This is a genomic window from Campylobacter sp. JMF_04 NA10, from assembly GCF_027737655.1.
Classification (GTDB): Bacteria; Campylobacterota; Campylobacteria; order Campylobacterales; family Campylobacteraceae; genus Campylobacter_B.
Genome location: NZ_JAOVTZ010000001.1, coordinates 128,349 through 147,804, shown reverse-complemented (window position 1 = coordinate 147,804; position 19,456 = coordinate 128,349). Strand labels below are relative to the sequence as shown.

General features: G+C 40.5%; 21 protein-coding genes. 3 read left to right on the top strand and 18 right to left on the bottom strand.

Annotated features, from left to right (window positions below):
• Position 1: 1 nt before the first annotated feature.
• The 9 genes from rpsP to OFO12_RS00735 form a co-directional block, all read right to left on the bottom strand.
• Entirely contained in the window at positions 2 to 232 is a 231-nt protein-coding gene (rpsP, locus tag OFO12_RS00775) for a 30S ribosomal protein S16 (protein ID WP_270869116.1), read from the bottom strand.
• Positions 233 to 312: 80 nt separating this feature from the next.
• Entirely contained in the window at positions 313 to 1,644 is a 1,332-nt protein-coding gene (gene ffh, locus OFO12_RS00770) for a signal recognition particle protein (protein WP_270865094.1), read from the bottom strand.
• Between the two features lie 61 nt (positions 1,645 to 1,705).
• A complete protein-coding gene (locus OFO12_RS00765; RefSeq protein ID WP_270862033.1) occupies positions 1,706 to 2,461 on the bottom strand; it encodes an RluA family pseudouridine synthase in 756 nt (251 codons plus the stop codon).
• Complete coding sequence (gene waaA / locus OFO12_RS00760) at positions 2,442 to 3,602, bottom strand: lipid IV(A) 3-deoxy-D-manno-octulosonic acid transferase (RefSeq protein ID WP_442868083.1); 1,161 nt, start codon at positions 3,600 to 3,602, stop codon at positions 2,442 to 2,444. The genes OFO12_RS00765 and waaA overlap by 20 nt, the downstream gene beginning before the upstream one ends.
• Positions 3,602 to 4,309: a zinc ribbon domain-containing protein gene (locus tag OFO12_RS00755; RefSeq protein WP_270869114.1), complete on the bottom strand. Its 708-nt coding sequence runs from the start codon at positions 4,307 to 4,309 to the stop codon at positions 3,602 to 3,604. The genes waaA and OFO12_RS00755 overlap by 1 nt, the downstream gene beginning before the upstream one ends.
• 10 nt (positions 4,310 to 4,319) lie before the next feature.
• The gene (locus OFO12_RS00750) at positions 4,320 to 5,042 is read right to left on the bottom strand and encodes a Nif3-like dinuclear metal center hexameric protein (RefSeq protein WP_270869113.1); all 723 of its coding nucleotides are present in this window, start codon (positions 5,040 to 5,042) and stop codon (positions 4,320 to 4,322) included.
• Positions 5,039 to 5,911 (bottom strand): glycine--tRNA ligase subunit alpha, encoded by an 873-nt coding sequence (glyQ, locus tag OFO12_RS00745; RefSeq protein ID WP_270869112.1) that lies wholly within the window; start codon positions 5,909 to 5,911, stop codon positions 5,039 to 5,041. Before glyQ ends, OFO12_RS00750 begins: the two co-directional genes overlap by 4 nt.
• 9 nt (positions 5,912 to 5,920) lie before the next feature.
• On the bottom strand, positions 5,921 to 6,415 hold the full coding sequence (gene purE, locus OFO12_RS00740; protein ID WP_270869111.1) for a 5-(carboxyamino)imidazole ribonucleotide mutase: 495 nt from the start codon (positions 6,413 to 6,415) through the stop codon (positions 5,921 to 5,923).
• Complete coding sequence (locus OFO12_RS00735; protein ID WP_270869110.1) at positions 6,412 to 7,674, bottom strand: peptidase U32 family protein; 1,263 nt, start codon at positions 7,672 to 7,674, stop codon at positions 6,412 to 6,414. The genes purE and OFO12_RS00735 overlap by 4 nt, the downstream gene beginning before the upstream one ends.
• Positions 7,675 to 7,746: 72 nt before the next feature.
• Between OFO12_RS00735 and OFO12_RS00730 the strand changes: the two genes are divergently transcribed.
• Positions 7,747 to 8,532 carry a histidinol-phosphatase gene (locus OFO12_RS00730; protein ID WP_270869109.1) on the top strand — a complete coding sequence of 262 codons (786 nt, stop codon included), beginning with the start codon at positions 7,747 to 7,749 and terminating at the stop codon, positions 8,530 to 8,532.
• A 36-nt stretch (positions 8,533 to 8,568) separates the two neighbouring features.
• Here the strand turns inward: OFO12_RS00730 and OFO12_RS00725 are convergent, their stop codons facing one another.
• The 9 genes from OFO12_RS00725 to rpoD all read right to left on the bottom strand — a co-directional run bounded on the left by OFO12_RS00725 (position 8,569) and on the right by rpoD (position 17,652).
• A complete protein-coding gene (locus OFO12_RS00725) occupies positions 8,569 to 9,459 on the bottom strand; it encodes an NAD(P)H-dependent glycerol-3-phosphate dehydrogenase (protein ID WP_270869108.1) in 891 nt (296 codons plus the stop codon).
• 129 nt (positions 9,460 to 9,588) lie between these two features.
• The gene (locus tag OFO12_RS00720) at positions 9,589 to 10,668 is read right to left on the bottom strand and encodes a DUF3137 domain-containing protein (protein WP_270869107.1); all 1,080 of its coding nucleotides are present in this window, start codon (positions 10,666 to 10,668) and stop codon (positions 9,589 to 9,591) included.
• 115 nt (positions 10,669 to 10,783) lie between these two features.
• Entirely contained in the window at positions 10,784 to 12,202 is a 1,419-nt protein-coding gene (gatB, locus tag OFO12_RS00715) for an Asp-tRNA(Asn)/Glu-tRNA(Gln) amidotransferase subunit GatB (protein ID WP_270869106.1), read from the bottom strand.
• Positions 12,203 to 12,310: 108 nt separating this feature from the next.
• A complete protein-coding gene (locus OFO12_RS00710) occupies positions 12,311 to 12,496 on the bottom strand; it encodes a hypothetical protein (protein ID WP_270858237.1) in 186 nt (61 codons plus the stop codon).
• A 25-nt stretch (positions 12,497 to 12,521) separates the two neighbouring features.
• On the bottom strand, positions 12,522 to 13,205 hold the full coding sequence (locus tag OFO12_RS00705) for a F0F1 ATP synthase subunit A (protein ID WP_270858236.1): 684 nt from the start codon (positions 13,203 to 13,205) through the stop codon (positions 12,522 to 12,524).
• A gap of 78 nt (positions 13,206 to 13,283) precedes the next feature.
• Positions 13,284 to 14,618: a coproporphyrinogen III oxidase family protein gene (locus tag OFO12_RS00700; protein ID WP_270869105.1), complete on the bottom strand. Its 1,335-nt coding sequence runs from the start codon at positions 14,616 to 14,618 to the stop codon at positions 13,284 to 13,286.
• Between the two features lie 64 nt (positions 14,619 to 14,682).
• A complete protein-coding gene (locus OFO12_RS00695) occupies positions 14,683 to 15,021 on the bottom strand; it encodes an AzlD domain-containing protein (protein ID WP_270865110.1) in 339 nt (112 codons plus the stop codon).
• Between the two features lie 2 nt (positions 15,022 to 15,023).
• Positions 15,024 to 15,731, bottom strand: a complete 708-nt coding sequence (locus OFO12_RS00690; RefSeq protein WP_270869104.1) for an AzlC family ABC transporter permease — start codon at positions 15,729 to 15,731, stop codon at positions 15,024 to 15,026.
• A 43-nt stretch (positions 15,732 to 15,774) separates the two neighbouring features.
• Positions 15,775 to 17,652 carry an RNA polymerase sigma factor RpoD gene (gene rpoD, locus OFO12_RS00685; protein ID WP_270865111.1) on the bottom strand — a complete coding sequence of 626 codons (1,878 nt, stop codon included), beginning with the start codon at positions 17,650 to 17,652 and terminating at the stop codon, positions 15,775 to 15,777.
• Between the two features lie 231 nt (positions 17,653 to 17,883).
• Here rpoD and OFO12_RS00680 point away from each other — a divergent pair, with 231 nt between their 5' ends.
• Entirely contained in the window at positions 17,884 to 18,363 is a 480-nt protein-coding gene (locus tag OFO12_RS00680) for a 3-isopropylmalate dehydratase small subunit (RefSeq protein ID WP_270868740.1), read from the top strand.
• Between the two features lie 12 nt (positions 18,364 to 18,375).
• Positions 18,376 to 19,446 carry a 3-isopropylmalate dehydrogenase gene (gene leuB / locus OFO12_RS00675; RefSeq protein WP_270869103.1) on the top strand — a complete coding sequence of 357 codons (1,071 nt, stop codon included), beginning with the start codon at positions 18,376 to 18,378 and terminating at the stop codon, positions 19,444 to 19,446.
• Positions 19,447 to 19,456 lie beyond the last annotated feature (10 nt).

Sequence of the window (19,456 nt, the reverse complement as noted above, 5' to 3'; positions counted from 1 at the left end):
ATTATTTGCTTGTGATTTGAGCAACTCTATCGCTTAGTTTAGCGCCTACGCTTTTCCAGTAAGCTAGTCTTTCGCTATCTACTTTGATATTGTTTTCGTCTTTTAGAGGGTTATAATAACCGATAGTCTCGATAAAACCGCCGTCGCGTCTTTTTCTGCTATCTGTTACAACTATACGATAAAAAGGTTTTTTCTTTCTACCTAATCTTGTTAGTCTAACAACTGTTGCCATTTTTTCTCCTTGAAATTTTTAAAGTTTTAGAACTTGTAAATACCCAAAATTTGGGCATTGATAAGCTCTAAAACCGAGAATTATCTCGGTTTTTGCACAATCGAGGCTAGCCCTTGCATACCGCCTTTTGACGAGAATTTTTTAGCAAGTTTTGCCGCGTTTGTGAATTGTTTCAAAAATCTATTGACCTCGACTTGCGACAAACCTGCGCCTTGGGCAAGTCTGCGTTTGCGAGAGTTGTTCAATAAATCTGGATTTTCGCGCTCTTTTGGCGTCATAGAATCAATCATTGCTTTGATATGTCTAATCTCTTTTGAATTTTCCAAGTCGATATCTTGGATTTTGTTTGCCATGCCAGAAAGTCCAGGAATCATACCGATTAAATTTTTCATATTTCCTAGCTTTTTGACACTTTCGAGCTGTGAAATAAAGTCGTTGAAATTAAATTCGCCTTTTTTGATTTTTTTGTTTAATTTTTTTGCCTCTTTTTCGTCGAAAACAGCCGCTGTTTTCTCGACCAATGTCGCTAAATCGCCCTCTCCCATGATACGGCTAGTGATACGATCTGGTATGAAACCCTCTAAATCAGCGACCTTTTCACCTGTTCCGATAAATCTAAGTGGAATTCCTAGCTGATGTGCGATTCCAAGGGCAATTCCGCCTTTTGTATCGGCGTCAAATTTGCTCAAAATCACACCGCTGATTTCAAGCACTTCGTTAAATTTAGCCGCTGTTTTCACGCCGTCTTGACCGCTCATCGCATCAGCGACATAGAAAATTTCATGCGGGTTAATTTCTTTTTTGATATTTGAAATTTGCTCCATTAACGCTTCGTCGATTGCGAGGCGTCCAGCAGTATCGACTAAAAGCACATCATATAATCCAGCTTTTGCCTTTGCAAGGGCCTCTTTTGCGACTTTGATAGGGTTTGTTTCGTTATCTAGGGCAAATAAATCAATCTCGTTTGCTTCGCAAAGTTGTTTTAGTTGCTCGACGGCTGCTAGGCGTTGCAAGTCGCAAGCCGCGATTAGCACCTTCTTTTTTCTAAGTTTTAAGAAATTTGCGAGTTTTACTGTCGTGGTTGATTTACCACTACCTTGAAGACCTGCCATAAGCACGATTGTAGGGTTCGTATCAGCAAAAACAAAGCCCTGATTGCTACCTTTTGGCGCTGTTAAAATCATGGTTAGGTTGTTTTTGATTGAATCTAAAAATTGCTTTTGACCGATTCCGTTGATTTTGACATCGGCTTCTACTAATGCTATGAAATCTTTGGTTACTTTGTGATGAACATCTGCCTTCAAAAGTGCCTTTTTGAGGGTGTCAAGCGCATTTTTGAGCGCTTTTTCATCATCGATTGTTTTTAGCTTATTAACCGCATTTTTAAATGATTCACTGATTATCTCAAACACTATCGTTCCCTTATAAAATTATTAAACCTACGATATTACCAAAATTTAACTTAAATAGCTGTTAATATTGCATATTTTTTGGTATATCAAAGCCGAATTCGTTAAATTCGCCCTTTAATGGGGCGATAAATTTAAGCCCTAAAATTTCGGTTTGGTATGAGTGCAAAAACATACGCTTTGATTTGCTTTTGGCGTATTTTTCATCGCCGATTATGCCGTGAGCGAGGCTAGCTAAATGCACCCTGATTTGGTGCGTTCGACCAGTTTCGATTGTGATTTTGACAAAGGATTTTTTACCGCTTACCATGAGTGGAAAAACATTTGTAATCGCCTCTTTGCCGTTTGGCGAAATTTTCGAAATCGCGCCGGATTTGCCCTTGATTGTGAGGATTGGGTCGGTGATTTTGATCTCTTCGCTGACTATGCCATTTACGAGCGCGAGGTATGTTTTTTTCACGCGCATGGCTTTGAATTCATTTATCGCTTTTTGGCGGAATTCTTCGTTCTTAGCTAGCATTATCACGCCACTTGTCCCCTTATCAAGGCGATTTAAGAGAGTTGCGTGATAAATTTTTTCTAAATTTTCGCACTCTAAAAACGCAGGTTTATCCACGGCAATGATGTTTTCGTCCTCGTAAATCAGCTTTGGTTTTTCCATTTTTGCGACGCTAAAAATGGTTTTTTCGCTCATCATTTCGCGCGCGACGCTAAGCTTTTTGCCGTGTGCGCTCACAAGCCCAGCGTCTATTAGCGCCTTGGCTTCGTTGTTTGAAATTTTTTCTTGGATTGCTAGAAGTTTATAGGCTTTTTCTTGCATTGATTTCGTCCTTTATGATTTTTATAATGCGTTCTAAATCGCAAATTTGCAAAATTTCGCTCTTTTGGGGCGGATTTTTTAGCGCGTCACCAAGCTCGCTAGCTTTGCAAATTTTGATATTTTTTACTAGATTATACAGCGCGTTTTGGTTGTGAAAATACCTGCCGCTGATGATTTTAGCGCCAAAGTGTGCTGGCTCGATTGGATTGTGTCCGCCGATATTTGGCACGAAACTGCCACCAAGGATTACAATATCGCTAATGGCGTAGAAATTTATCAGCTCGCCGATTGTATCAAGCAAAATAAAATCGCTTTTGAAATTTTTGTTTTCGCTAAATTTTTCAAAACTCAAATTTAGCTCATCTGCCCAAATTTTCGCGATTTTGGCGCAGTGCTCAAAACGGGCAGGGTGGCGTGGAGCAAGGATAAATTTGAAATTTTTGTTATTTTGCGCGAAATTTTTAAGTCCTGCTAAAATCAGCTCCTCTTCGCCCTCGTGCGTGCTAGCAATCGTGATAGTGGTGCGGTTTTGAAATTTTGGCAAAATTTTGCTTGGAGAGCTAGAATTTGCGCTTTTGATATTTCCAGCTACGATTATGTTTTTTGCGCCAAGCTCCATTAGGCGGGCTTTATCGCGCTCGCTTTGGGCTAAGACCAAATCAATATTTTCAAAAATTTTATTGTAGTAAAATTTAAAGCGCAGATAGTTTTTGTAGCTTTTATCTGAAATTCTGGCGTTTAAAAGCACGACAAAAGAGCCGTTTTTTTTCGCGCTTCGCACCAAATTTAGCCACAACTCCGCCTCGAAAATCACGGTAACTTTTGCCTTTTCTAGCCAAAATGGAAGCAGATTTTCAAATGGCAAAAAACGCGAGTTTTGCGTGATTTGCTTCGCTGCTGCAAAGCCCGTGTCCGTGGTCGTGGTAAGGGCTAGGCTATCGAAATTTGAGATTAGGTTTTTAAGCGCATTTACCTCGCCAAGACTGCAAGCGTGAAAATGCACATCACAGGGGTTGAATTTCGGATTTTTAAATAGCAAAAACCTAGCAGAAAGGCTTTTGTGATATTTTTTTTTGAGGGCTAGCACCGCCAAAAACGGCAGTGCAAGTAGCCAGATAAGAAAAGAAAAAAGTGTATAAATCACTCTGCTTCTTTGTATAAAATTCTGCCACAATATGGGCAGGTTACGATATCGTCGCTTTTGATAACTGCGCTATAAACTCTGTCATTTAATCGCATGAAACAGCCATAGCAGGCTTGTTTGCGCACTGGAACGACTGCTGTGTTACTAGCCCATTTGCGGATTTTTTCGTAGAAGGATACGGTTTTTGGATCCATTGATTTGATTAGTTTTTCGCGAACTGAATAAATTTTTGATCTGCTTTCCTCGACCTCGCCCATTTGGGTGCTAACCTCTGCTTTGATCTCTTCGAGTTCGGCTTCAAATGCGCTTTTTTGCGTCTCTAAATCAGCGATTAGGGCTTTTTTGGTTTCGACATGTTTTTCTAATCTATCGATTTGCTCGTTTGCAGCACTTAACTGCTCTTTGGTGATATCGACCTCGACGCTAAGGGCTTTGATCTCTTTTTCTGTTTTTAGCGAGGCTGATTTTTTCGCGCTACTTTTTGATTTAGCGTTTAGTTCTGCGATTTGAGCGTTTGTGAGTGAAATTTGCTCACTTAGCTCCTCGATTTCAGTGTTTAGCACATCAATTTCGTTTTTGGCTTTGTCGATTTGATTAACTTTCGAATTTAGTCTTGCTTGGGCTGCTTCGATTTTTGGCTTGAAGCTGTCTAGTTCTTTGTCGTGTTCGCACAGCTCGACTAACTGATTTAGGTATTTGTTCATGATTTTCCTTTTAGTAATATTTAAATGGATTTTTTTGTTCGTTTATTATAACTTTTATTTTATCTTTTGGCAAGTGTGGAGCGAGGCAAGCCCCAAAGTGGCGCTCACTTTCAAAGTGATTGATATCTATCAAACAGACCTTGTTTTCTAAATTTTGTATCGCACTATGATATTTGATATCACCTGTGATGAAGCAATCCACGCCCAAATTTTCATTTAGCTCGCTTCCGCTTCCTGTGCAAAGCGCGATCGTTTTGATATGCGCTTTGGCATTTACGGCTCTGATTATAGGCATGTTAAATTTGGCTTTTATGTCGCTTACAAGCTCATAAAAGCTCATATCCACGCGCATGAATTCCAAAAATTCTCTGCTTTCATAAATTTCATAGCCCAAAATTTCACGCGCGACATATTTATTTAGCAGATGTTTGTCGAAATTCGTGTGCATGGCAATGACGCTGATGTTTTTTTGGATTAGTTGATAAATCAAATTTGAGGGATAAATTAGCGGATTTAGCGATTTTAATCCCTTAAAAATCAGCGGGTGATGAACGATGAGAAGTGAGCCTGGCCAGGCTTTTTCCACTAATTCGCTTGTAACATCTAGGCTTAGATAAACTTCGCCTATCTCGCTTCCCATCTCGCCTAGTAAAATTCCGCTATTATCCCAGCTTTCGCTATCTTCGAAAGGTGCTAGAGTATTTAGAATTTCATAAATTTCGCCAAGCTTCACGAATTTTCCTTAGCTAAATTTTGCAAGTATTTATCCGGATCTGCGTAGCATAGAGCGCAGTTTTTCGCCATATCACGGATTTTTAGGATATAGTCTTGTCTTTGGGTTACGCTGATTGCGCCTCGGGCGTCAAGGACATTGAAGGTATGTGCTGCTAGCATGCAGTAATCATACGCTGGTAGAGCCAGCCCCTGCGCTAGGATAGATTTGCACTCGGCTGAGGCGTTTTCAAACTGCGCAAAAAGCCTATTTGCGTCTGCGACTTCGAAATTGTATTTAGAAAACTCAAATTCGCTTCTTTTATGCACATCGCCATAAGTTACATTTTCGTCCCATGCTATATCATAGACATTGTCCTTGTTTTGTAGATACATGGCAAGTCTTTCGAGCCCATAAGTGATCTCGCCACTGATTAGCTCGCAAGGGATTCCGCCTACTTGTTGGAAATATGTGAATTGCGTAACTTCCATGCCATCTAGCCAAACTTCCCAGCCTAGCCCCCAAGCACCAAGAGTCGGGCTTTCCCAGTTATCCTCGATGAAGCGAATATCGTGTTCTTTGAGATTTAGCCCCAAACGCTCCAAGCTTTTTAGATACAGTTTTTGGATATTATCTGGGCTTGGTTTTAAAATCACTTGAAATTGATAATATGCGCCAAGGCGGTTTGGGTTTTCGCCATAACGCCCGTCAGTTGGGCGGCGGCTCGGTGCTACATAGGCTACATTCCAAGGTTTATCGCCAATAGCGCGCAAAAATGTAGCTTGATGGTATGTGCCAGCTCCACTTGGCATGTCATAAGGCTGGACAAGTAAGCAGCCTTGCTCGTGCCAGTAGTTTTGAAGTGTTAAGATGATTTGTGAAAATGTCATAGCTTTCCTTTATAAAATTATTTCGATATTTTGTGAATCTTTTTGTAATGCTTCTGCCTGCTGCGCTCTGTTTGCAAGCAGTTTTGCAGCCAAGCTCTCATCGCTTAGGGCTAGGATTTGCACAGCTAAAAATGCTGCGTTTTTCGCCCCTGCCTTGCCGATAGCTAGGGTCGCCACTGGGATACCGCCAGGCATTTGCACTGTGGCATATAGCGCGTCCATGCCCCCTAGCGCGCTTCCACCAAGTGGGATTCCAAGCACAGGTTTGGTTGTGTTTGCTGCCACAGCTCCTGCTAGGTGAGCTGCCATGCCAGCAGCGCAGATAAAGACCTGCGCGCCCTTTTTTTCGGCGTTTGCGACATACTCGGCGGTGCGTTTTGGTGAGCGGTGAGCGGAGCTGATTATCATTTCATAAGCCACGCCAAATTCTTTTAGGATTTTCGCGCACTCATTTACGACTTCATAATCGCTTTTCGAACCCATTATTATCGATACAAATTTCACTTTATTTCCTTTCTTAAAAAGCTAAATTCTGGCAAATTTGCAGGAAGTTTGATTTCGTTTAAATTCCCGCTGTGAATTTCGCCAAATTCTTTATTATTTCTGGCAATTAAACGGCTAAATTTGATAAATTTTTTGCCCCCGTTTTCAAAAATTTCGCCAAATTCGTTTTGACACGCTGAAATTTGCGCTCCGTATGGCGCGAAAATTTCATAAATTTCGCCTAGCGCGATTTTATCTTTGACGCTGATAAACTCGCCGTCATTTGAAATAGCGCAGACTTGGTGCGTGCCTTCCTCGATACTTGTGTTTAAATTTTGCGTATCGTCGCGCTCGTAAGGGCGTTTGATAAGGTATCCGTCGCTAAAACCGCGATTTTTCAGCGTCGCTAGCTCGCTTTCGTAAATTTCAGGCTCAAATTTACCGCTGGCTGCGTCATCAATCGCGCGTCTGTAAGCGTTCGTGGCGCATGCGACATAATATTCGCTTTTGGTGCGACCCTCGATTTTGAAGCTATCAATCGCGCCTGTTTGGAGGATTTTTTCGGCGTGGCTAGCTAGTTTGAGATCTTTGGCGTTCATTATGTAAGTGCCCTCGTTTTCGCACTCTTGCAGGCGAAATAGGGCGTTACCTTCGCTATTTTTGGCGTAAATTTCGTATTTGAAACGGCAATCGTTCGCGCAACTGCCTCTGTTGCTAAATCGCCCGCTTTGAACCGCGCTGATTAGGCAACGCCCGCTGTAAGCAAAGCACATCGAGCCATGCACGAAAATTTCGATTTCTAAATTTGGCAAATGCTCTTTGATTAGCACAGCATCTTTTAGCGTCATTTCGCGCGCCGCTACTATGCGCGTAGCCCCTAGCTCGCTCCAAACCTGCGCGTCAAGCCAGTTTAGGACATTTGCTTGGGTCGAGATATGTAGCGGAATATCTGGGGCGAATTTTTTTGCCAAACGCGCTACGCCAAGGGTCGCGACCAAAATCCCATCTACGCGCAAATTTTGCAAGTATTCAAGGTGGCGCGAGAGAGTGTCGATTTGGACATTTGTGGGAAATCCATTTACCGTGGCATAGATTTTTTTGCCCATTTTATGGGTAAAACAGACGCCCTCTTCAAAACTAGTTTTATCAAATTCCTTTGCACTTCTTTGGCGAAGCGAAAACGCCCCCGTGCTCGCATATACAGCGTCTGCGCCGTAAGATAGGGCGATTTTTAGTTTAGTTAAATTTCCTGCTGGACTTAGAAGTTCTGGTTTTTTCAAAAATAATCCTATAAAATTTTTTAAAGCGTGATTTTACTACAATTTAGCAAAAAAATATTTTAAGGAAGCAAAATGAAGGTCGATTTACACAACCACACAACCCTTTGCAACCACGCTAGCGGAAGCGTTTGCGAGTATGTGCAAAGAGCGTGCGAGCTGGGGTTTGATATCTATGGATTTGCTGATCATGCGCCGATGAATTTCGATGAAAAGTATCGTATGAGTTTTTCGCAGATGAGCGAATATGAGCGTATGATAAATGAAGCAAGGTCGAAATTTGGGGATAAAATCGAAATTTTAACTGGCTATGAAGTGGATTTTATGCGAAATCGCGCGCTTATTGATGAGCGAGTTTTATCGCGCAAATGTGATTACTTAATCGGTTCGGTGCATTTTTTGGATAATTGGGGCTTTGATAATGAGGAATTTATCGTGCAGTGGAGCGAGCGCGATATAGACGATATTTACGCTGAGTATTTCGCGCTGATTTGCGCTCTGTGTGATAGCGGTAAATTTGACATTTTGGGGCATTTTGATTTGATTAAAATTTTTAAATTTATGCCTAAAAAAGATATTAGAATTTTGGCTAGCAAGGCGATAAAGGCTGTGAAAAAAAGTGGAATTGTTTTGGAGTTAAATGCTGCTGGACTTCGCAAAATGGTAGGCGAGATTTACCCAAGCGACGCGCTTTTAGCTGAGTTTGCGAGCGAGGGTGTGGATATTAGCTTTGGGTGCGATGCGCACGCTGTGGCACAAGTGGGCTTTGGATACGATGAGCTGACGCGCAAGGCTAGGGCGTTTGGCTGGGATAGAGTGGCCTTGTATCGCTCGCGGGATAAAGAGCTAGTGAAATTTTAAAATTTTAAAATTTAAAAAATTTAAATTTAGCCAAATTTAGTGTTTTTTTAGCAAATCTTGCAGGCTCTCTTGGACATTTTTTCCGTTTAAAATCTTATTAACTTCGCTTGAAATCGGCGTGTAAATTTGGCGCTCGTTTGCGATTTTTTCGATTGCGCGTGCAGTATATACACCTTCTGCTACTTCGCCAAGCTCTGTTAAAATTTGCTCCAAGCTTTTATTTTGCGCTAGACCAAGCCCTACTCGGTAGTTGCGCGAAAGCTCACTAGATGCGGTTAAAAACAGATCCCCTACTCCGCTAAGACCCAAAAATGTGTCGTCCTGCGCGCCAAAAAACTTGCCAAATCGTGCGATTTCGACGATTCCGCGCGCGATGAGGCTGGCTCTGGCGTTGTTGCCTAGCCCCAACCCGTCGCAAATCCCGCTGGCTATGGCGATGACATTTTTATACGCGCCACAGATTTCTGCGCCGATGACATCGGTGCTGGCGTAGGTTTTCATGTATGGTGGGAAAAGCTCTGCGATTTGCTGCGCTAGGGCGAGGTTTGCAGAGCTTACCACGAGGGCGCAAGGCAGTTTGCGCGTAACTTCGCTCGCAAATGAGGGGCCTGAGAGGTAGGCGAGGTTTTGCGCGCTCGTGTGGCGCTCGAAAATCTCGTTTAAAAACCTGCCGCTGCTGGCCTCGATGCCCTTTGAGGCGACTAGGATTTTTTGGTTTTTGTTTGTGAAATTATGGGCCAAAAACTCCGCCGTGTGCTGAGCGGCGATGACAAATACTAGCATTTCGCAATCCAAGGCTTCTTCGATACTGACGAAATTTGGCAAATTTCGCTTCGTGCGTGAAGTGATAACGCACTCGTTTTTTTCGCTCAAAGCGTCACATAACGCACTTCCCCATTTACCTGCACCGATGATTGCTATTTTCATAAATTCACTTCCAAATTTAAAATAAACATGCGAATTTACCCAAAATTTGATAAAAAAATAATCAAAATTTGGATTTTTTGTGAAAAATAAAGATTTAGATTAATATTTATATTTGTGTGATAATTAAAGCTAAATTTTCCAAATTTTGGTGTTTAAATTTAGTATTTTTACTATCGATAAAAAATTTGTAAATTCTTTTATTATAGTTGTTGCTGTTTGAGTGGCGCTTATATCGATATTTGGCTCAAAACTATCTTTTTTGGTGTCAATAAAAATATAAATTTTGCTTTTGAAAAAACTTACTATGATAGGAGAATTAAAAATTTGCCTTAATTGTGTAAGTCGCTGCATAAAAGCGGGACTTAGAATATACATTGCATTTTGCACATCATTTGAATATACATCAAAGAATTTATTAAATTCTGTATCGTCCATAGTGATTTTATCGCTTACAAAACCATAATCTTGCAATTTATATTTTTTTGTTGTTATAAAAGTCGTGAATTTAACTTTTTTGTTAAATTCAGCATAAAAAAATACGCCAAAAGTAGAAAAATTTATACTATTATGCACCATTATATCGGATAGTTCAAATTCTATATTATCGACTTTCCCGCTGATTTTATCATCGCCACCCGAAATTTCTTTCGTGCCAAAAATTAGACTATTTCTTATAAATTTTAAATTGATATTTCCTTTGGTTTCATACTCATACCCTTCTTTTAAAAACATAGGCTTTAAATATTTTAATTTAAATGCTTTTTTGTATTCTGCTATCTTATCGTTTTTTGCTAGGTTAAAAAACGCCAAATACGACACAAACATAGCAAATAAAGTAAGATATATCGCAGTAATATATGGAAAATCTACTTTGGTATATTGTGCTAACCCAAAAAATAATATATAAGGTAAAAATAAAAAAAACATTTCCTTCATTATTATAAATTTTCTTTCATCTCTTAGATATATATAAGTAAGAAATATTGCAAAAACTATGACAGAAATAACATCTATTGTAGGATTTATAGCAACGGTAATGTCAAATTTTTGATTTTGCTTATAAGCTAAGTTAAAAAATCCAAGCACAAGCTGATTATAAGAAATAAGTATAATAGGGATTAACAATGTATATAAAAAATATTTTATTTTTAATTTATGAATTTCTTTTAAAATTTTTATTCTTAAATTTTCTAGTTCGTTAATATCCAAATTTTCTCACTTTGGTTTCAATTTAAAAAATTTCACGCTTTTAAGAGTGGTGTATTTATCGTGCGTGAGCGAAAAAGCGTGAAATTTTTAATTTAATCCGTTTAAGTCTGGGAATTTAGAGTTTCGCCTTCAAAAGCTCATTTACTTTTGCCGGATTAAACGCTCCCTTGCCTTCCTTCATCACCTGACCTACAAAAAAGCCAAAAAGCTTATCTTTTCCGCTTTTGTATTCTGCGACTTTGTCGGCGTTTGCGCTTAAAACTGCGTCTATGATAGCGATTATCGCGCCGTCATCGCTAACTTGTTTTAAGCCAAGTTTTTCGATTACGCTATCGACGCTTTCATCATTTTCCATTAAGAAATCCAGCACCTCTTTTGCTGCTTTTTGGCTGATTGTGCCGTCTTCAATGCGGGTTAAAAGCTCGTTCATTTTCGCGCTATCAACAGGGCTATTTTCGATAGTTACGCCGTTTTTAAGGCGGCCGTTTAGTTCGACATTTAGCCATGTTACGCATAGTTTTGGCTCGCGCCCTGCGTTAATCAAATCCTCGAAATACTTCGCATTTTCATAGGTTGAGATGATGACTTCCGCGTCTTTTGGTTTGATACCAAGCTTTTCGACATAGCGAACTTTTTTCTCATCGGGCAGTTCAGGGATATTTTGCCCCTCTTTCATCATCTCATCATCGACTATCACAGTTAGCAAGTCAGGATCAGGGAAATAGCGATATTCTGCGCTATCTTCCTTGCTTCTCATTGATTTGGTTACAAATTTATTCGTATCAAAAAGTCTAGTTTCTTGATAAACTAGCTCGTCGTATTTTCCGTCTTCCCAAGCTGAAATTTGACGCTGGACTTCATATTCTATGGCTTTTTGGATAAATTTAAATGAATTTAGATTTTTGATTTCAACGCGAGTGTAGAGCTTGTCATCGCCCTTTGGACGAATTGAGACATTTACATCGCAGCGGAAAGAGCCCTCTTGCATATTTGCGTCGCTGATATTTAAAAAGCGCAAAATCGAGTGCAGTTTTTTCAGGTAAGCCACAGCTTCATCGCTACTTCGCATATCAGGCTCACTTACGATTTCAAGTAGCGGTGTGCCAGTGCGGTTTAGATCGACTAGGCTTCTGCCGTTTTCGTGGCTGTTTTTACCCGCGTCCTCTTCTAGGTGTGCTCGCGTGATACCTATGCGCTTTTGCGCTCCGTCGATATTGATAAAAAGCTCGCCGTTTTCGACGATAGGGATTGTAAATTGTGAAATTTGATACGCTTTTGGCAAATCAGGGTAGAAATAGTTTTTTCTATCGAAAATCGACTTGCGATTTATGGTCGCATTGACCGCGGTGCCAAAGCTTATGGCCTTTATGACAGCTGCTTTATTTAGCACAGGAAGTGCGCCTGGCAGGGCTAGGCAAGTAGGGCAAACATGGGTGTTTGCTCTGTCTCCGAAGCTAGTGGCGCATGAGCAAAAAATTTTGGTTTTTGTATTTAATTGACAATGAACTTCAAGTCCGATTATGGTTTCAAACATAAATTTTACCTTTAAAACAAAATTCTGTGATTTTACTACTAATTAAATTTGAAATCGGTTAAATTTTGAAATTTCAGCCCAAAATTTGGCAAAATTTGAGGCTAAATTTTACTTTTTGTTTTCTAATTGCTCTTTTAGATCGAGCAAATCGACTAAAAGGCAGGTGATGATGACACACACGACCCCGGGAGCTGTGCAGATTAGCAGGAATTTAAGACCTAAAAAATAAAATGCAGGATATGAAAAAAAGATAAACGCACCGACGAAAATCAGTCCGAACGATGCGCCTACCAAAAAGTATAAAAAATTGCGTTTAAAATTAATGCTCATCAACTACTACGGCACCAGCTAGATAAACATAGCTAAGAACCATAAAAATGAAAGTTTGCAAAATCGCCATAAAGGTTAGTAGCGCATAAGGCACCATAGGCACGAGCGCAGGGAATAGCGTAAGCATAACCAAAAGGAACATATCATCGCCCTTGATATTTCCGAAAAGACGGAAAGATAACGACACAACGCGCGCGAAGTGTGAGATAAGCTCGACGATAAACATAAATGGCGCAAGAGCCTTTACTGGACCCATGAAGTGCTTGAAATACCCCACGACGCCGTGCTCTCTAATACCCTCGAAATGGTAATAAAACCACACGCAAAGTGTCAAAGAAAGTGTCAAATTTAGGCTAGAAGTAGGGGATTCAAAACCAGGAATTAGACCGATAATATTGCTTAAAAATACAACCAAACCAAGAGTTGCTACAAGTGGGAGATATTTTTTGGCTCTTTCTTCGCTACCCATTGTGTCCTTGCCGATAGATAAAACACCGCCGACATAAGCCTCAGCGATATTTTGCATACCGTGTGGGACGAGTTGAAGTGAGCGAGTAGAAAAAATCGCAATAGCTATAATGATAGCAACTACTAAAAAGAAATAAAATAGATAAATAAAAGTGTGGTCGTAAGTAAATAAACTACCAGCGAACAAGAATATGTCTTTTAACATAAATTACCTTTTGGGATTAAAATTTTGCGCATATTTTACCTTTTTAATCGTTAAATTTGGTTTAAAATTTGAGCGAATTTAAGCAATTTGTTGCGCATTTTGCACTTCTTCTTCCATAATCGCGATATGCTTTGCGTGCTTGATTTTAGCGTCATCTTTGAAGGTTGCTCTGACCTTATCCATGCCGGTGTAGAACTCCTTCATCAAAATCACGCAAAGGTATTTTCCAAACTGCGTCGTAGTGATTTTACCGCCTTCTACGCGGATTGCGTTTGAAAGCCTAAGTAGCGAGATTTCGCGCCCTAGCTCTTTGCGTAAATTTATGCCGTTTGCGCTTTGGAATTTTGCCATGTCAATCTCGCCGTTAAAAAGCTCGGTCAAAAATATATATTTTGCCCTCTCGCTATCGCTAAAATCGCATGTGGCAATCACTGTGCTTTTGCCCTCTTTGATACGAGCTGAATAATCGCTTAGGTTGAAAGCGTTTATCAAAAGTCTGCCCTCCAAAAAGCTAAACGCACCGCTTCCAATGCCCAAATATTCGTGGTTTGCGCCCACATACTCATCGGCGATATTTGAGCTTTCCCTCGCAAACGCCCATGAGTTGTTTTTGTGCCACGAGCTAAATTCATCGCAGATTATTTTGTAAAATTCCTCTTCGTTATCCACGCTACTTATGCCTAAATTTCGCGCGATTTGATCGCGCATTAGAGGCGATTTCATCAGCGGATACATGGTGATTTGCTCTGGATTTACGGATTTTGCCATAGCGATGTCGTGGAGTAAATTCTCTTTTGTTTGAAATGGGAAATTAAAAATCAAATCAAGGCTTAAAATCGGCAACACTCCAACCGCCTTGCTTAGTTTTTCGCGCAAAACCTCGCCACTGCCGAATTTCTCATATCTCGCAGCCTTGCGTAAAATTTCATCATCGAAGCTTTGCACGCCCACGCTTAATCTGTCTATTAGCCCACGAAACCTTGCTAGCGAGGCAGGGTCGATGTGGTTAGGGTCGCTTTCGCATGAAATTTCCTCGATATTAAAAAGCGATTTTGCAAGCTCCAATGTGCGTAAAAGTTCGTTTTCGTCGATTAAGGTTGTGCCACCTCCGACATAGAGTGTTTTGAAATCATATCCTGCCTCTTTTGTGCGACGCATTTCTGTTCTAAGTGCGCTAAAATAGGCTTTGCAGGCGTCTTTGTCGTAGGCGTATTTGTGAAAAGAGCAATACGGACAAAATGTGTGGCAAAACGGCACATGCATGTAGAGCATGTAGTTTTTCGCTGGATCTGGGATTTTCTCTATATTTTGATCAGAAATATCGATTTTAAGGGAATTATAAAGTGAATTTTGCATTGTTTTACTAGCATATTTTTTGGCAAAATTTTGGATAAAATTTGTGATTATTTGCATAAAGCTTAAACCTTCTTTAAAATAAAAAATTAACTTTTAAATTTAGCGAAATTTATCTTAAAATTCATATAAATCGCAGAAAAATCGTGTATAAAAGCGTCGGAACTGCGATTGTAATCAGCGAATTTCTAAATTTAGCGTGCGCCAAAAACGAGAGCGCCAGACAAAACACAAGCCCGCAAATAGTGGCGAAAAATGTGGTATTTTCGCCATTTTCGCTAAATTTTGGAATCATAGTTTTTAGCGCATAAATCATAAGCACTATCATAATCACAAGCCCAGAGTTTTTTTGCAGATACACGAGCGTGGGGTTTTTGCTCTTTTTTTTAAAGAGCCAAAACGGCAAAAATCTAGTTAGCACGGTAGCTATGCTAGCCATTGCGATATATGCGAAAATCTCCATTACTAGGGCCTTTCGAAAAATTTGCGAAATGCTAAAAGCGCAAAAATCGCGCAAAGCAAAGTGCCAAAAAGATAGTATTTCACAGGGAATACAAACAGCCCCGCAAACGCGCAAATAAGGCTAAAAATCAAAATTTTATGCTGTGGGTTTGATTTAAACATTTCGTAACTTAGCATCGCAAAAAGTGCCACAAGGCTAAATTCAACCCCGCTAAAATCGACATTTAAACTAGCTCCAAGGATTGATCCAATCGCCACACCGCTAATCCAATACGAGTGGTTAAAAACAGCCGTGAGATTATAAATCAGCCCCAGCTCGCGCGCTCTTTGCTCGCTAATGCCATTTTTGCGCTCATCATCGCTTAAAAAAACGCGAGTTTTAAGCAGAGCAAATGTCTCATCAGTAAGCGCATAAATGGGATAAATTTTGCGTGGGATTGCGCGCAGTTCGTCGATGAGCGACATTGTGTAGAAAAAATGGCGAAAATTTAGCAAAAACGAGATGATAAAGGTATCTATCAGCGAGGCGCCAGTTACGATAAACGCCACCAGCACGAACTCCACGCTCCCTGCATAGACTAGCAGGCTAGTTATCATCATCACCCAAAACTCCAATCCCTGCGAAATGCCGTAAATTCCAAACGCGATTCCAAGCGGAATATAACCTAACATAACCGGTATTGTGGATTTGAAAATTTCGAATTTGCTCATAAGACGAGGTAAAATTTCGCCCAAAAAGGGCGAAATTTAAATTTTAAGATTCAATGTAGGTTTTGAGTTTGCGACCGATTTTTGGGTGTTTTAGCTTTTTGATCGCAGAACTCTCTATTTGGCGCACACGCTCTCTGGTGATATTTAGCTCCTTGCCGATTTCTTCGAGCGTGCGGTCGCTCTCATCGTCTAATAACCCAAATCTCATGCGAATCACCGTGCGCTCGCGATCGTTTAACTGCTCTAAAATATCGTCGATTTGCTCTTTTAAATCTGATTTTAGGATTTGCTCGATTGGCGAGATTGAGTTTTTATCCTCGACAAAATCGCCGAATTTGCCGTCGTCTTCGTTGCCGATTGGCGCTTCTAGGCTGATTGGCTCTTTTGTGATTTTGATGACTTGCTTGACCTTATCCACGCTAAGTCCCACTTCCTCGGCGATGACATTGATGTCTGGTTCTTTGCCACCTTCTTGGATATATTTGCGTGTGATTTTGTTTATGCGATTAATTGTTTCAATCATGTGGATTGGGATACGGATTGTGCGGGCTTGATCGGCGATTGCGCGCGATATGGCTTGGCGTATCCACCATGTGGCGTATGTGGAAAATTTGTATCCTCTGCGATATTCGAATTTATCCACAGCCTTCATAAGTCCGATATTTCCCTCTTGGATTAGATCCAAAAACGGTAATCCGCGGTTTGTGTAGCGTTTGGCGATACTCACAACTAGGCGCAAATTTGACTTAGCCATGCGCGCTTTTGCGTTGTCGCTTATGCGTTTGCCACGCTTGATTTGCTCTAAAATTTCTTTTAATCTCTCAGGCTCTAAGTTGAAGCTTTTTTTGCTTGCCTCTTTTGTCAAAAACAGTTTTTTGATATCCACATAAGTCGATACCATGGTTGCTTCTGGCACACGGGCGATGATATCTTCTTTGCTTAGTTTTGTTATGTCTTTTAGGATTTTTTCGTGGTTTTCGCGAAGCTCTTGGCTAAACATTGGAAGCTTGTATTCTAGGCGTTTTAGCTCTTTGTCAAACCCTGCGTCGCTTTTAAGGGCGGTTTCCATTGATTTTACGATTTCGGTAATTAGCTTGCTAGTTGGACCCAAATCCATAAGTTTTTCTTTTAAAATTTTCTTTTTAAATGCCAAATTTAGCTTAGATAGTGTGTCGTTGCTATCTTTGATTTGTTCGGCGTTTTTTTCGGCAAATCTCATCCACTCTCTTTTGGCTTTGTCTAGGGCTTTGAAGCTTTCGATGACTTTTAGAGTGCGTTTGTCGTTTTTCTTAGGGGCTTTTTTGACCTCTTTTTCCTCATCTTCGCCCTCACTCTCATCATCGCTAAAATCATCGTCGATTTCCTCGTCCTCAGCTCCCTCTTCGTCGCTATCATCAAAGCTTTTAAAAAGCTCTTTTACGCGGCGTTCGCGGTTGATTAAAGGCTCTTTGTAATCCAAAATAAAGTCGATTAGGTATGGCACAGAGCAAAACGCATCGATGATGATATCCTCGCCAAGCTCGATTTTTTTGCTGATTTCTATTTCGCCGTCTTTGGTCAGAAGCGGGATTTGTCCCATTTCGCGCAGATACATACGCACTGGGCTATCAGAGCGCGACCACTCCAAAAGCTCGACATCATTTGAGATATCAAAATCATCGTCCCAGCCCTCGTCAAGTAGTCTTTTTTGGGTAGCTTCTTTTAATTTTGCGTCCTCGATATTTCGGATTTTTGAAATTTCAGCAGCCGAAATAAGCTCCACATCGTATTTTTTGATAAGAGTTTCGATTTTTTTTACGACAGCTGTCTTTGGAGCTATATCGAAAAATTTAATCAATCTTTCAAAGGTTATGTAGCTTTTTTGGTTTTCTTCAAAAAATTGTTCAAGCGTAGAGTTAAGTTCTTTTGCTGATACTGCCATCAAATCTCCTTGTCTGCAAAAATAACCTTTAATTATACCCAAATTTTATAAAGTAAAACTTAAATTTATAAAAAATTCCCAAATTTAGGGCAAAATTTCAAAATTTAAAATTTGGCTGAATTTTTAAAATTTTGCAAAATTCATACGCTGTTTTTTGGCTAAATTGATTTAAATTTAATCTAAGTTTTGCTAAAATCAAAAGTTTATTTTAAAACTGAAAAGGTGAAAATTATGGCAAAAGTATGGAAGTTTGCAGACAATATCGACACGGACATAATCATCGCGGCTAGATATTTGAATACATCTGATGCAGATGTGCTTGCAAAGCACATTATGGAGGACGCTGACAAGGATTTTTATAACAAAATTTCGCAAGGCGACATCATCGTAGCTGGTAAAAATTTTGGTTGCGGCAGCAGTAGAGAGCACGCTCCAATGGCGCTAAAAGCGGCAGGTATTTCGTGCGTAATCGCGAAAAATTTCGCTAGGATTTTTTATCGCAACAGCTTCAATATGGGGCTTTTGATTTTAGAGTGCGACCAAACTGATGAAATTGGCGAAGGCGATGAGCTAAAAATCGATTTGGATAAGGGAATAATCCAAAATTTGACCCAAAATACGCAGTATAAATTCGGCGCAATTCCACCATTTATGCAAAAACTGCTAAATGCAGGTGGCGCGATAAATTATGCGAAATCTCAAATGAAATAATTAAGGAAATTTATGAAAACTTATAATGTTTGTGTCATAAAAGGCGATGGAATCGGCCCTGAAATCGTAGAAGAAGCGGTTAAGGTTTTAGATAGTGTGAGCCATAAATTTGGCTTTGAGTTAAATTTCGACTACCATTTAATGGGCGGTTGCGCTGTCGATATTTTCGGCGTTCCGCTCCCTGATGAGACACTAAATGCCGCCAAAGCAAGCGACGCTGTGCTTTTTGGTGCGATTGGCGGGGCTAAATGGGACAATTTAGCGCGACATTTACGCCCTGAAAGCGGACTTTTAAAACTTAGAAAAGAGCTTGGTGCGTTTGCAAACCTGCGCCCGGCAATCATTTTTGATGAATTAATCAACGCTTCTACTCTCAAACCAGAGACCGTCAGAGGCGTGGATATCTTGGTCGTGCGCGAGCTAACGGGCGGAATTTACTTTGGACAACCACGCGAAAAACACGAAAAAAGCGCATTTAACACTATGGTTTATAGCTACGAAGAGATCGAGCGAGTATCGAAAATCGCCTTTGAAGCGGCGATGAAACGGGGCAAAAAAATCACCCTAGTCGATAAGGCAAATGTGCTAGAAACAAGTCAGCTTTGGCGCGAAGTAGTTGCAGAGGTGGCAAAATCATACCCAGAAGTTGCGGTCGAGCAAATGTATGTCGATAACGCTGCAATGCAACTCGTGCGCGATCCTAAGCAGTTCGATGTGCTACTAACCGAGAATTTATTCGGCGATATTTTAAGCGATGAGGCGAGTATGATTTGTGGCTCGATTGGACTTTTGCCAAGTGCTAGTATCGGTGGCAAGGTAGGAATCTATGAGCCGATTCACGGCTCTGCGCCCGATATCGCAGGTCAAGGAATCGCAAATCCGATCGCAACCATAATGAGTGCTGCGATGATGCTACGATACGCATTTAATGAGGCCGAAGCGGCGCAGTGTATCGAAAACGCCGTGAAATCGGTCTTGCGAGATGGATACCGCACCAAAGATATAGCGAAATTTGACGCCAAAGAAATCTGCTCTACTAGCGAAATTGGCTCTATTATCAGCGATTATACGCATAAATTTTAATCTGGGCGCA

Bases quoted from the DNA above. Each gene is read 5' to 3' on its own strand.
- gatB (WP_270869106.1), bottom strand. From the start codon at position 12,202: ATGTTTGAAACCATAATCGGACTTGAAGTTCATTGTCAATTAAATACA.
- OFO12_RS00755 (WP_270869114.1), bottom strand. From the start codon at position 4,309: ATGAACAAATACCTAAATCAGTTAGTCGAGCTGTGCGAACACGACAAA.
- rpoD (WP_270865111.1), bottom strand. From the start codon at position 17,652: ATGGCAGTATCAGCAAAAGAACTTAACTCTACGCTTGAACAATTTTTT.
- OFO12_RS00700 (WP_270869105.1), bottom strand. From the start codon at position 14,618: ATGCAAATAATCACAAATTTTATCCAAAATTTTGCCAAAAAATATGCT.
- OFO12_RS00725 (WP_270869108.1), bottom strand. From the start codon at position 9,459: ATGAAAATAGCAATCATCGGTGCAGGTAAATGGGGAAGTGCGTTATGT.
- OFO12_RS00690 (WP_270869104.1), bottom strand. From the start codon at position 15,731: ATGAGCAAATTCGAAATTTTCAAATCCACAATACCGGTTATGTTAGGT.
- OFO12_RS00730 (WP_270869109.1), top strand. From the start codon at position 7,747: ATGAAGGTCGATTTACACAACCACACAACCCTTTGCAACCACGCTAGC.
- OFO12_RS00680 (WP_270868740.1), top strand. From the start codon at position 17,884: ATGGCAAAAGTATGGAAGTTTGCAGACAATATCGACACGGACATAATC.
- OFO12_RS00705 (WP_270858236.1), bottom strand. From the start codon at position 13,205: ATGTTAAAAGACATATTCTTGTTCGCTGGTAGTTTATTTACTTACGAC.
- leuB (WP_270869103.1), top strand. From the start codon at position 18,376: ATGAAAACTTATAATGTTTGTGTCATAAAAGGCGATGGAATCGGCCCT.
- OFO12_RS00695 (WP_270865110.1), bottom strand. From the start codon at position 15,021: ATGGAGATTTTCGCATATATCGCAATGGCTAGCATAGCTACCGTGCTA.
- OFO12_RS00765 (WP_270862033.1), bottom strand. From the start codon at position 2,461: ATGCAAGAAAAAGCCTATAAACTTCTAGCAATCCAAGAAAAAATTTCA.
- glyQ (WP_270869112.1), bottom strand. From the start codon at position 5,911: ATGACATTTTCACAAATCATCTTAACACTTCAAAACTACTGGCACGAG.
- rpsP (WP_270869116.1), bottom strand. From the start codon at position 232: ATGGCAACAGTTGTTAGACTAACAAGATTAGGTAGAAAGAAAAAACCT.